This is a genomic window from Janthinobacterium sp. 1L-D-8-B-C4, assembly GCF_057291295.1.
Map to the genome: position 1 here is coordinate 270,199 of NZ_JBXAVX010000001.1, position 12,503 is coordinate 282,701.

The 12,503-nt window shown below is 63.6% G+C and carries 10 protein-coding genes; 4 read left to right on the forward strand and 6 right to left on the reverse strand.

The window, feature by feature from the left end:
* Positions 1–84 precede the first annotated feature (84 nt).
* Positions 85–1,683 carry a methyl-accepting chemotaxis protein gene (locus AC0Z42_RS01275; protein WP_485466413.1) on the forward strand — a complete coding sequence of 533 codons (1,599 nt, stop codon included), beginning with the start codon at positions 85–87 and terminating at the stop codon, positions 1,681–1,683.
* A 27-nt stretch (positions 1,684–1,710) separates the two neighbouring features.
* Here the strand turns inward: AC0Z42_RS01275 and AC0Z42_RS01280 are convergent, their stop codons facing one another.
* Both AC0Z42_RS01280 and AC0Z42_RS01285 read right to left on the reverse strand, forming a co-directional pair.
* The gene (locus tag AC0Z42_RS01280; protein ID WP_485466414.1) at positions 1,711–2,625 is read right to left on the reverse strand and encodes a lipase secretion chaperone; all 915 of its coding nucleotides are present in this window, start codon (positions 2,623–2,625) and stop codon (positions 1,711–1,713) included.
* 10 nt (positions 2,626–2,635) lie between these two features.
* On the reverse strand, positions 2,636–3,553 hold the full coding sequence (locus AC0Z42_RS01285) for a lipase family alpha/beta hydrolase (RefSeq protein ID WP_485466415.1): 918 nt from the start codon (positions 3,551–3,553) through the stop codon (positions 2,636–2,638).
* Positions 3,554–3,889: 336 nt separating this feature from the next.
* Here AC0Z42_RS01285 and AC0Z42_RS01290 point away from each other — a divergent pair, with 336 nt between their 5' ends.
* The gene (locus AC0Z42_RS01290; RefSeq protein WP_485466416.1) at positions 3,890–4,582 is read left to right on the forward strand and encodes a TetR/AcrR family transcriptional regulator; all 693 of its coding nucleotides are present in this window, start codon (positions 3,890–3,892) and stop codon (positions 4,580–4,582) included.
* Positions 4,583–4,642: 60 nt separating this feature from the next.
* On the opposite strand, the gene AC0Z42_RS01295 is transcribed toward AC0Z42_RS01290, so the two are convergent.
* Positions 4,643–6,970 (reverse strand): penicillin-binding protein 1A, encoded by a 2,328-nt coding sequence (locus AC0Z42_RS01295; protein WP_485466417.1) that lies wholly within the window; start codon positions 6,968–6,970, stop codon positions 4,643–4,645.
* 189 nt (positions 6,971–7,159) lie between these two features.
* On the opposite strand from AC0Z42_RS01295, the gene AC0Z42_RS01300 reads away from it, so the two are divergent.
* The gene (locus tag AC0Z42_RS01300; protein WP_485466418.1) at positions 7,160–9,427 is read left to right on the forward strand and encodes an OPT family oligopeptide transporter; all 2,268 of its coding nucleotides are present in this window, start codon (positions 7,160–7,162) and stop codon (positions 9,425–9,427) included.
* Positions 9,428–9,497: 70 nt separating this feature from the next.
* Here AC0Z42_RS01300 and AC0Z42_RS01305 read toward each other — a convergent pair whose 3' ends face one another.
* A complete protein-coding gene (locus AC0Z42_RS01305) occupies positions 9,498–10,997 on the reverse strand; it encodes a hypothetical protein (RefSeq protein WP_485466419.1) in 1,500 nt (499 codons plus the stop codon).
* Here AC0Z42_RS01305 and AC0Z42_RS01310 point away from each other — a divergent pair.
* On the forward strand, positions 10,986–11,216 hold the full coding sequence (locus tag AC0Z42_RS01310; RefSeq protein ID WP_485466420.1) for a hypothetical protein: 231 nt from the start codon (positions 10,986–10,988) through the stop codon (positions 11,214–11,216). The two genes, AC0Z42_RS01305 and AC0Z42_RS01310, sit on opposite strands and share 12 nt — an antisense overlap.
* Positions 11,217–11,301: 85 nt before the next feature.
* On the opposite strand, the gene AC0Z42_RS01315 is transcribed toward AC0Z42_RS01310, so the two are convergent.
* Positions 11,302–11,664: a DUF6232 family protein gene (locus tag AC0Z42_RS01315; RefSeq protein ID WP_485466421.1), complete on the reverse strand. Its 363-nt coding sequence runs from the start codon at positions 11,662–11,664 to the stop codon at positions 11,302–11,304.
* 142 nt (positions 11,665–11,806) lie between these two features.
* Positions 11,807–12,490, reverse strand: a complete 684-nt coding sequence (locus AC0Z42_RS01320) for a UPF0149 family protein (protein ID WP_485466422.1) — start codon at positions 12,488–12,490, stop codon at positions 11,807–11,809.
* Positions 12,491–12,503: the final 13 nt, after the last annotated feature.

Here is a 12,503-nt window from a genome sequence, read left to right on the forward strand (position 1 = left end):
GATGGCGCACACCATCCTCGCTCCTGTCTTTGCCCACTCCCGGCCGACCCGCCTTATCTTGAAGAATGTGAAAATATGGGGAATATGAATATAGGAACGCGCCTGCGCTGGTCGTTCGCGCTGCTTACCTTGCTGTTGCTGGCCACCGCCGCGCTCAGTGTGTCGCGCCTGTCCGCGCTGGACGAGCGCATGCGCGAGGTGGTCGACCTCGACTATCCGAAAACCGTGCTGGCCAACGACATCATCAACCAGGTCAACCTGGTGGCGCGCACCACGCGCAATTTGTTCCTGATGTACGATTTTGATCAGGTGGCGCTGGAGCGCGATGTCATCGCCAAAGCCGGCGCCGTGGTCGAACAGAAGCTGGGCGAGCTGGATAAATTGGTCACCTCCGACAAGGGCAAGGAACTGATGACGGCCGTGAAGAGTGCGCGCAGTGTCTTCAATGTCGGACGCGACAAGGTGCTGGCGCTGCTCAACGACGGCGCGCGCGATGAAGCCAGTGCCTTGCTGCTGCAAACCGTGCGCGACGATCAGTTGCGCTACATGGGCGCACTCGACGCCCTGATCAGGCACCAGCACATGCGCATGGTGGAATCGGGCCAGCGGGTGCGCGAGGAATACCTGGCCGCGCGTGCTCTGGTGGTGGCGCTGAGCGCGGCGGCCATCTTCTTTGCCATGATCACCGCCTGGCTGGTCACGCGCAGCATCGTGCGGCCGCTGCAACACGCGCTGGGCGTGGCGCAGACCGTGGCCGCGGGCGACCTCAGCTCCACCTTTGGCCGCCATGCCACCGATGAAACGGGCCGGCTGCTCGACGCGTTGTCCACCATGAACGGCAATCTGCAAGAGATCGTGCGGCAGGTACGCAGTGGCACCGATACCATCGCCACCGCCTCGACCCAGATCGCGGCCGGCAATATCGACCTGTCCTCACGTACCGAAGAACAGGCCAGCTCGCTCGAAGAGACGGCGTCGGCAATGGAGGAACTGACTTCCACGGTGCAGCAGAACGTCGACAACGCGCGCGAAGCGAGCACCCTGGCGTTGGCCGCGGCGCAGATCGCCAACCGTGGCGGCGAGGCGGTCGGGCAGGTGATCAGCACCATGCAGGCGATCAGCAGTTCGTCGGCGCAGATCGCCGAGATCATCGGCGTAATCGACGGTATCGCCTTCCAGACCAATATCCTGGCCCTCAATGCGGCGGTGGAAGCGGCGCGCGCCGGCGAGCAGGGACGCGGTTTTGCCGTGGTGGCCTCCGAAGTGCGTAACCTGGCCCAGCGCAGCTCCTCGGCAGCGCGCGATATCCGTGCCCTGATCGCCACCTCCGGCGAACAGGTGTCGGCAGGTTCTGCGCTCGTCACGCGCGCCGGCGCCACCATGGACGAGGTGGTGGTGGCAGTGGAAAAGGTCAGCCGCATGGTGCATGACATTACCACCGCCAGCGCCGAGCAGAGCACCGGTATCGGCCAGGTCAGCGACGCCGTGACGCAGATGGATGAAGTCACGCAGCAAAATGCGGCGCTGGTCGAAGAAGCGGCGGCCGCTTCGCAATCACTGCAAAGCGAGGCAGCGCGGCTGCAGGAAGTGGTCAGCGTATTTCGCCTGAACCACGAGCAGGCCAGTTTGCCGCCGGCCGGCAGCGGCGCGCCCGCCCGGAAGCAGCTGCGCTTGCCGAGCTAGTGGCTGATGTGATGCCTGCCGGCTGGTCTACTCATAGGCGCCCAGGCGGCGTTGCTCGTCCGGCGAGAACATGGTGTTGGTCACCTGCTGTACCTGCGCCGCATCCTGTGCAGCGGCCCCAAGCGCCGCTTTCTGCGCGCGCCAGGCCTCAATGCGCTGCTGCCAGTGCAATTCTTCGCGGTCCAGTTCGGCCAGGCGGGCCGCCGCCTCGGGCGTGAAAGTGGCCGCGCGCAGGCGGTAGACTTCATTGTCGCCGCCGCCTTGCGCGCGCAGGGCGCGTACCGCGTCGTCGAGCGCGCTGACCTGCAGCGGCGCGTCGCGTTCCAGGCGCTGGGCTGGCGACAGGGCTGCGTCGAGCGCGGCCAGCTTGTGCTGCCGCCCGGCCTCGTCCAGCGTGTCGTCGGCCAGAAGCGCCATGCGCGCCACGGCATCGTCATCGCGCGCGTCATCAAGGCCGAACAGGCCGGCGCTTTCCTGCGCCGTGAAGTAGGTGGGGCGCAGCGCGCGCATGGCCTGTAGTCTGGCCTGCGCCGCTTGCGGCGCATCTTTGGCTGGCGGCAAGGCTTGCTCGATGCCGGCCAGCGCCTGCTTGTAGGCCAGATACGCCCCCAGCAAACGCTTCGCTTCGCGCGCCGGTGCCGGCGCCAGACGCCGCTCCAGTTCCAGCTCGATCTGGCTGCGGATCGCGGCGAGCGGCTTTTCGCCAAGGCCGGCCAGATAGTAGTCGAACAGGTGGCCCAGCTCCGCATCGACCACCAGCGTCTCGCCGGCGGCCACGAGCTTGCCGTCGGGCCGCGTGCCCTCCATCGAGCGCACGAACGCGAACAGGTCGGGGTCTTCCTTTTGTGGCGGCGCCGCCGGCGCTTCGCCGGGCGCCAGCGACCAGTACAGCGCCAGGGCGGCCAGTGCGCCGGCCGCGATCAGGGTCGTGTGCGTGCGCATGGCCGCCTCCTTACAGGCCCAGGCCTTGCAATCGGTTGGCCTGCTGGCGGAACACGGTGACCGGGGAAGTCTCGAACAGGTTGACGATGCCGATGAATTGGTTGACTTCATCGAGGTGGTTCATCGCATAGTCGTCGCGGATTACTTTCCCCAGGTGGCTGGAACAGCTGCTGACCAGGCCATCGTTTTTCGCGCCGCCAAAGGCCAGGCTGATGGCCGCCAGCGCCGGATCGCCCACGTCGAGCGCGTTGGTGTAGGGCTGCGCGCCGCTCCATGAAAAATAATACACGCCGCGTTCCTGGTAGGCGCCTTCGCCGCAGGCGGTGGTCGGCACGCCCTGCGGATGGCGGCTGTTGAAGGCCAGCGAACCGGCGGTCGACAGCGAAGCCAGCGCCGCGCCGGCGTTTTGCGGCAAGCCCTGGTTGCCCGAAATGATGCCGATCAGCGAGGCGAGGGCGGTGCCCAGCGCGCCGCTGGTATTGGGTATCGTGCCGGCCAGGATATCGGCCACTTTCGAACCCTTGTTGACGCCCGCCACGCTGGTCACCGAGGCCACCAGGTCGGGTCGCACCGAGGCGACATAGCGCGCGGTGGGGCCGCCGTGGCTATGGCCGATCAGGTTGACCTTGGCCGCGCCGGTGGCGGCCAGGATTTGCCGCACCTGCGACAGCAACTGCTCGCCGCGCACTTCGGTGCTGTTGGCGGCCGAGACGGTGGTCAGGTAGACATTGGCGCCGCCGCTGCGCAGGGCGGCGGGAACGCCGTAAAAGTACTCGACCGGTCCCAGCTTGTCGAAGCCGAACAGGCCGTGCACCAGCACGATGGGGTATTTTGTTTGGGTATAGCCGGCGGCGCCGGCGGTGGCAGGCAGGCCGATGCAGCAGGCCAGGACGAGGGTGGACAGCAATTGCCAGAAGCGAGTCTTCATTTTGTCTCCGTTATTTTAATAGTCATTAAAAGGAAATGTCGATGCTGCAGCGGTACCGGCGCCGCCATCTGTCGCAATCTGTGTTGCAGATAATATAGCGAGCGCTCGGTCTATTGAATGTAGCACTGTCGTGCCGCAATAGCTTGTCAATTCCATATTGCAGTGCAATATGACGGACCGTGCTGTTGCTCGGATGTTGCTCGCATGTTGCGCTTGCCTTGCGTGGCCAAATTGAAAAGACTGGCAGCGATTTTGCTGCGCTATAATCAGGGCCGATTTCCGAACCCGCCGTGGTTGCAGTCGCAGGCGGCGCCGTTTTTACACCGTCTTTTGGGAATGCACTTGTCGACCCATTTCAATTTTGAGCAGTTCCAGCAGATGACGCCTTTGAATGGCGTCAATATCTGGGAATACATCCTCGACCGCCATGCGGGCCGCATCGGCGTCAAGCGCCGCAAGCCCGCGTTGGAAAACCTCGAACGCATCTTTGGCGCCACTTTCAGGCTGGCCAACGACGTGGGTTTCCGCGCCATGAGCTTGCGCGACCTGTGCCGCGAGACCGGCTTGTCGATGGGCGGCCTGTACGGCTATATCACCGGCAAGGATCAATTGGCCGAGATGATCGAAGACGTGGTGCGCCATGCCACGCAAGCCTTGCCGCAGCTGTTCGCCGACGTCAAGTCGCCGCTCGACCGGTTAGAGGCGATGATACGGTCGTCGATCTATTTGTCCGAAATCCTGCAGCCCTGGTTTTATTTTGTCTACATGGATTCGCGAGTGCTGCAGGTCGAGCAGCGCAGCATGGCCAAGCAGTCGGAGTTGTACGTGCAGACCTTGCTGGCAAAAACCATCGGCGAAATCAGCCCGCAGCCGCAGGGCGACCCGACCATGCTCGCCTCGCACTGCCTGGCGCTGTTCCAGGACTGGTATGTCAAACGCTGGAAGTACCGCGCGGCCAAGGTCAGCGTCGATGATTTTGCGGACAGCACGGTGCGCACGGTAAGGGCATATCTGAGCGTGGCGGCGTAAGCCGCACGCACAATGAAAATGGCCGGGAGCGATCCCGGCCATTTTTCGTATTTGCGTACTTTACTGCGCCGTTTCCACCGGCACCGTTTCCGGCACCGCCGCCGGATCGGTCGGCGTTTCGGTGTCCATGTCCAGCGTCCGGACGCCGTTCATGTCGATGAACTCGTCATACAGCCATTCACCGTCGACCTGGCTCAGGCCTGCCGGCACGGCGCGCGTGATTTGCGGGCGCGTGGCCAGCGCCGTCTGCATGTAGTCGATCCAGATCGGCATGGCCAGGGTGGCGCCGAATTCACGGCCGCCCAGCGACTTCGGTTCGTCGTAACCCATCCATGCCACCGCCACGATGCCGCCGCTGTAGCCGGCAAACCAGCCGTCGACGGCATCGCTGGTGGTGCCGGTCTTGCCGGCGATATCGCTGCGCCCCAGTCTTTTTGTCGCCGCCGCACCGGTGCCCGAACGCGTCACTTCACGCAGCATGGTGTCCATCACGAAGGCGTTGCGCGGGTCGAGCGCCAGGGTTTTTTCGTCGCCGGGCGCCGGTGGCCTGGTCTGCATCAGCACCACGCCCTTGGCGTCGACGATGCGGTCGATCAGGTACGGTTCGACCTGGTGGCCGCCATTGGCAAACAGTGCATAGGCGCCGGCCATCTGCACCGGCGTGACCGAACCGGTACCGAGCGCCATGGTCAGGTTGTTCGGCTGGCGCGCCGGGTCAAAACCGAATTTTTCCATGAAGTCGTGGGTGTACGATACGCCGAGCGCGCGCAGGATGCGCACCGACGCCACGTTCTTCGACTGTGCCAGAGCATAGCGCATGGTGATCGGGCCGTCGAACTTGAAGTCGTCATTCTGCGGCGACCAGATCTTGCCGCCGGCCGGCAACTCCAGCGGTACGTCATTGATCAGGGTGGCCGGCGAAAAGCCTTTTTCCAGCGCCGCCGAATACACAAACGGCTTCATGGCCGAACCGGGCTGGCGCCACGCTTGCGTGACGTGGTTGAACTTTTGCAGGTTGTAGTCGAAGCCGCCCACCATGGCGTGGTAGGCGCCGGTGTCGGCGTCGAGCGAGACAAAGGCGGCGGCCACCAGCGGCACTTGCGTGATAGCCCAGTTGTCTTTCGCGTCCTTGCTGACCCTGATCACGGCGCCCGGGCGCAGCTTGATGCCGGCGGCCGCCTTGGCGGACAGCGCAGGGGCGGCAAAGCGCAGGCCGGCTCCCGTGATGACTTTCGCTTCGCCGTCGCCGGTGTCGGCCGTCACCTTGCCATTTTCGACCTCGGTGACCACGGCGGCGATCAGGCCATCGCTGTCGGGGCGCTTTTGCAGCGCCGCGTCGATGGCGTCGTCGCGCAGTTCCGCTTCAGCCGGCAGTTCTATGAAAGTTTCAGGGCCGCGATAGCCATGGCGCTGGTCGTAGGCGATCACGTTGCGGCGGGTGGAGGCATAGGCCGCGTCCTGGTCGGCTTTCAAAATGGTGGTGTAGACGCTGATGCCCTTGGTGTAACTGTCTTCCTTGTACTGCGCAAACACCGCCTGGCGCGCCAGTTCGGCCACGTATTCGGCGTGCGTGTCGAAACCCTGGCTGCCGCGCGTGTTGTAGCGCAGTGGCTGTTTAAGAGCCTGCTGGTACTGGCCGTCGCTGATGTAATCGAGCTCGCGCATGCGCTTCAATACCAGCTGCTGGCGCGCGTGGGCCCGCTTCGGGTTGCTGATCGGATTATGGCGCGACGGGTTTTGCGGCAGGCCGGCCAGCATCGCCATCTCGGCGATCGTCAGTTCACCGAGCGGCTTGCCGAAATAGGTCTGCGCCGCGCTGCCAAAGCCGAACGAGCGCTGGCCCAGGTAGACCTGGTTCATGTACAGCTCGAGAATCTGGTCCTTCGACAGGGCCGCTTCGATCTTCAGCGCCAGCATGACCTCATTGAGTTTACGCGAGGCGACCTTGTCGCGCGTGAGGAAGAAATTGCGCGCCACCTGCATGGTCAGGGTCGAGCCGCCGCCGTGGCCAAAGCCGTGGCGCAGGTTCGACATCATGGCGCCGCCGACGCGCACGAAGTCGATGCCATTGTGTTCGTAGAAGCGGCTGTCCTCAATCGCCATCAGGGCCTTCTTCATCATTTCCGGCACCTGAGCGATCGGCACGAAGTCGCGGTGTTCTTCGCCGAATTCGCCGATCAGCACATTGTCGGCCGTGTAGACGCGCAGCGGTATCTTCGGCTCGTAGTTGGTAATCACGTCGAGCGCGGGCAGGCGCGGTTTCACATACAGGAACAGGTAGGCGGCCAGCCCGATGGCGCAGGCCAGGGCGGCGCAGCCGGTGAGGAGCAGGCCGCGCACCACGGCGCGGCGGGATGGCCAGGGGAAGCCGGATCGGTTAGCAGTCAAGACAGTCTCGTGTGAGCGTGCAAGGGCACGGTGGCAGCGATTATAGACCAAGCGCCTCGCCAGCCGCCTGCCTGGACATGGACGCAAAAAACCTTTTCATGGAAACGCGGCTGTGCGATAGTCACGGCTTCAAGAAAATAGCCCGGGCGCCAATCCGGGCTGTTTTGGTTTATAGATAACGAGGAACCTATGGCGAAAGATGCAAACCCGGGCGTGGTCAAACCGTATATTCCGGCCGACGCGCAGCTCCCCGAGATGACTTTCCGCGCCTTGCTGATGGGCGTCATCCTGGGCATGGTATTTGGCGCGTCGTCGCTGTACCTGGTGCTCAAGGTGGGCCTGACCGTCAGCGCCTCGATTCCCGTCGCCGTGATCGCGATCACCCTGTTCGGCCTGGCCAAGAAGGTGGGCGGCAAGGATTCGTCGATCCTGGAAAACAGCATCACGCAGACCGCCGGCTCGGCCGGCGAATCGCTGGCCTTCGGCCTGGGCGTGACGATGCCGGCAATCCTGATACTGGGCTTCGACCTGGAGATTTCGCGCGTCATGCTGGTCGGTATTCTGGGTGGCCTGCTGGGCATCCTGATGATGATCCCGATGCGCCGCACCATGATCGTCGACCAGCACAAGGAACTCAAATTCCCCGAAGGCACGGCCTGCGCCGAGGTGCTGAAAGCGGCCGCCACCGATGAATCGCGCATTGCCGCCGGCGAGAGCATCGAGTCCGATTCGGCCGCCGCGAAAGACGCCAAGCGCCGCGCCAAGATCATCTTCGGCGGCTTCGCCGTTGGCCTGCTGTATAAAGTATTCAATATCTCGTTCAAGGGCTGGAAGGATACGCCGGGCGTGGAATTCGGCGCACCGCTGAAGGCCGGTTCGATCGGCGCCGAGATTTCACCCGAGCTGCTCGGTGTCGGCTACATCATCGGCCCGCGCATCGCCGCCACCATGGCGGCCGGCGGCGTGCTGTCTTACTTGCTGCTGATCCCGATGATCAAATTCTTCGGCGACAATCTCACCACCGTGCTGTCGCCGGGCACCAAGTTGATCAGCGCGATGGGCGCCGACGATATCCGCAGCGCCTATGTGCTGTATATCGGCGCCGGCGCAGTGGCCGCCGGTGGCCTGATTTCCCTGGTGCGCGCGATGCCGATGATCTGGCGCAGCCTGTCGGCCGGCCTGGCCGGCATCGGCAAGGGCAGCAAGGCCAGTTCGACCTTGCGCACCGAGCAGGATATTCCCTTGAAATGGGTGATGATCGGCTGCCTGGCGATCATCGCCGTGATCACCTTTGCCACGCCGCTGCACATGAATTTGCTCGGTGCGCTGTTGATCCTGGTGTTTGGCTTTCTATTCGCCACCGTGTCGTCGCGCCTGACCGGCGAAATCGGTTCCTCGTCGAACCCGATTTCGGGCATGGCGGTCGCTACCTTGTTGTTTACGTGTCTGATCTTTTTGCTGATGGGCTGGACGGGCGGGCGCTACTACGTCACCGCCTTGTCGGTCGGCGCCATCGTCTGCATCGCCGCCAGCAATGCCGGCACCACCTCGCAGGACCTGAAAACCGGCTACCTGGTAGGCGCCACGCCGCGCCTGCAACAGTATGCGATTTTGGCGGGCGCGCTGTCGTCGGCACTGATCCTGGGACCGATCCTGCTGAAACTGAACGACGCCAGCACCGTCTACGTGCCGGCCGCGCAGGTCGCGCCTGGCTTGAGCGTCGATGCGTCGAAACTGACGGTGACAGGCGTGCTGCAAGGCCCGCAAGCCGAAACGGACCACAATACCTATAAAGTCTGGCAAAAGACCGATACCGTTGGCGGCCCTGCCGGCAAGTATTTCGTCAAGGACGACGGCCAGCTGGCCTACCTGGTCGACCCGGGCATCAACGGCCAGTACAACAAGCGCCCGGATGGCACGGAAGTGAAGAAATACGATGCACCGAAAGCCGTGCTGATGTCCTACATCATCAAGGGAATCCTCGACCAGCAGCTGCCATGGACCCTGGTGCTGTTCGGCGTGATGATCGCGGTGGTGCTGGAAATGGCCGGCATCGCCTCGCTGGCGTTCTCGGTCGGCGTGTATCTGCCGCTGTCGTCGACCCTGCCGATCTTTGTCGGCGGCGTGATCCGCTGGCTGGCCGACCGCCGCAACAACCAGCTCGAACATAACGCGAGCCTGAACGAGGAAGAGCGCCAGCTGGCGGGCGACCGCAGTTCGGGCGTGCTGCTCGCTTCCGGCTATATCGCCGGCGGCGCGCTGGCCGGCATCATCATCGCCATTACGGCGGGCGTGCTGACCCACTTCGACCAGATGATGGCCGACTGGGCAGAGCATGGCAATCCGTTCTATGCCGGCACCAGCTCGGACGCGCTGTCGCTGCTGCCGTATGCGGTGATCATCGTGCTGCTGTATGTGGTGGCGCGCGAGAAGAAAAAGGATGGCGTGCAGGATTGATTTCCCTGCTTTCCCCGAAAGCCGCCCCGATAAAAACGGGCGGCTTTTTTTCGCCCGCGAGGGTAGCTGGCTATATGCCGAACACCTTCAATACCGCGTCTGCAAGTCCCTCGAACCAGCTGCCGGCCTTGCCCGGCTGCTTGCCATGGCGCGGGGTTTCTTCGTACAGGTAGATGCCGTCGCCATCGAAACGGTCGTTGAGCAGCGCCTGCTGGCCGCGCAGGTAGGGGATAAAGGTTTCACTGCGCGTGGTGGAGTACAGCACATCGGTGGAAAAGCCCAGGGTGGCGGCCTGGCTGATGCTGCGGCCGGCGCTGGCCTGCTCCATGCGCACGCCGCGCGTGCCGCGCACGATCAAAGTGACCGGGCCGCGAAACACGATAAAGCGCAGTTGCAAGGTCAGCCAGGCATGCAGGCTGGCCAGGCGCCAGTGGCTGCTGATGACGGGCTTTTGCGTGCCATGAAAGATCAGTCCCACCAACCCGCGCGGCTGGAACACCAGCGCCGCGCCTGGCGGCAGGTGCAGCACCGCCACTTCCATCAGCGGGTCGTCGCTGGCCGACAGCGTCACCGACGCGCTCTGCGTACTGGTGATGCGCGTCAGCGCCGCCATGCCGGCGGCCAGACTGGTCAATGGGTAAGACCAGTCCAGCAGCCACTGCGTGTGTTTGCGGGTGCCGACTGGCGACGATTGCAGGTAGGCCGGGTGGATCAGCATGGTGTCGCCCGGTGCGAGAAGCAAGGCTTGCGACACGCCGGAGATGCGCGATTGTTCCGCCATTGTCAGCGCGCCGCTGGTGCTTTTCAGTCGTAGTTCGTGCGCAATCGACAGCGGTTTCAGGCGCGATGCCAGCGGCGCCAGCACGAAGTAAAAAAAGGCCTTGATGGCGAGCGGTGTCAGGATGGCGGACAGCACCAGCAGGGCGGCCGTTGGTCCGTAGTCCGACAGCAATTGGCGCGCGGTGCGCCAAATGTTGTTGCGCAGCTTGTCATCGAGCCGGGCGGTTTCCCCGGCCAGGTCCTGCAGCGTGGCGTCGAGGCGTTGCTGATCGGGCTGGAATGGGCCGGGAGTGGTGCCGGCGGGTATCGCCAGGATGCGTGCCTGCTGTGCCGCATGGCGCCGGTAGGCATCGAGATTGGCGGCCCGCAAGCCGGTTTCGTCCTTTTGCAGGGCGGCCATCGCCGCCTGCTCGGCGCTGCCCGGCAGGTAAATTTGCAATGGATGGGCCTGCCTTAGCCGCTGTTGCCGTACCAGGTTGTCCATCAGCAACTGATAAGCGCGCTGGTGTTCGTGATGCAAGCGCGCCAGCGCCTGGCGGGCGTTTTCCGCGCCCAGCGCTGCGCGCAGCGCTTGCAGGTAAGCCCGTTCCTGTTTCAGCAGTTCGATCTCGATACGGTGTTGCGCTTGCCCGGCAATGGCGTTGCCCAGCCCGGCTGTATCGGACAGCGCCAGACCGAAGGAAAAAGAGGGAGGGTCTTGCCGCAGCTCCAGGTCGATCTGGGCCAGGCGGGCCAGGATGGCGTCGTCCGAGGCACGCCGCAGGCGGTTGATGCGCGCTTGCGCAGCCATGCCCAGCGTTTGCCTTGCCTCGCCGGCCTGGCGCTCGGCACCGCGCATGGCATCGAGCCGAACCTGGTCTGCCTTGAGCTGCCGAGCCTGTTCCAGCAGTGCGTGGCCGGTGGCGAGCAGGGCGACGAACAGCAGGAACTGAAACAGGTGGCGTCCGAGAAAGCGCAGCAGGGAAGAGAGAATAGTGCGCAATGGTCGACGGATGGCGGCGGCGCCTGAAAATGGTTCGGGGAACGCTCCACATGGAGCATTCCCCGATTCTACAGCAGCGGCGCGGTTGCAGCGCTTGCGCTGACGTCGCCGCTCAGGCGCGGTGCACCATGGCGTCGTTGATCGCCTGGATTACCTGGTTGACGTAGGCGCGGTCCTTGGTTTTGAGGGCCCGCGTTTCACCCGAGGACGTGGCCAGCAGCACATGGTAGACCGGCTTGATCAGGAACAGGACCGCCAAGCCGGCCGCCAGCGCCATCACGCCGAACATGAAGTTCCCGCTTGCCATGATGCCCAAGCCGACCAAGGCAGCGATCACGCCTAGGGCACGCGGCGGTTTCTGCTCGAACGGCTTGACCGAGGTCACGTTGCGCATCGCGTAGGTCTGGCCGTGGCTGATGAAGCGGGCATTGGTGACCTTGACATCGCCTTGTTCAAAAAAAGTGCGCTCTTCCATGGGATTCCTGTCGTAATAAAAAGATGATTATTGTTGCATTTCAACAATCTTTTACTATACACAGGTGCAAAGTATCAATACTCACACATTGTCACAAAAATGGCGCATGGAACATTTTAGTTGGCCAGCTGGCTTGCACCGTTTACATGCCGTCGGCAGCGGCGCAGCATTTCTTGTATTTCTTGCCGCTGCCGCAGTGACAGGGGTCGTTGCGGCCCGTCTTCGGCACTTCTCGCAGTACCGTGCTGCCGGCCTGGCTGTGAGCCTGGCTTTTCAGGTGGCGCTGGCGCGCCCAGGCGGCATTGATGGCGATTACCGAAGGAATCACCGCGTCCATGGCTTCCTCGGCCGCTTCGTCGTCGAGTTCGGTGGCGCTGGCCAGGTGCCTGAACGGCGCCACGTATTCGGGGTGGCTGACGCCCAGGGCAGCCCACTGCGGTTTGTCCAGCGTGGTGCCGAGCACGAAGCCGGCGCACCAGCCGGACACGCTCCATTCGGGGCCGCATACGTAGATCGGCTCGAAGCTGTCCGGGTCCTTGGCCAGCCATTCGACCATATACTCAAAATGGCGCTGCGCCAGCGTTTCGGCGCGTGTCATGTCGGCCGGCGCCAGAGTGGCAGCGGTGTTGCCGGCAGCCTTGTCCCAGATCCATGGCAGCCATTGCGTGCTGGAAAGTTGGTTCGGACTCAGGGCGGCAGCAGTAATCAGGCCTTCCAGCATCGACACGTCCATCGCCCGTCCTTCAAGTTCGGGCCTGGCCAGCAGGATATCGAGCTCGGCGTATTCATCATCGGAGAGGGGCGAGGTGGTGGAGATGCTGGACATGGCTTTCTTCTGG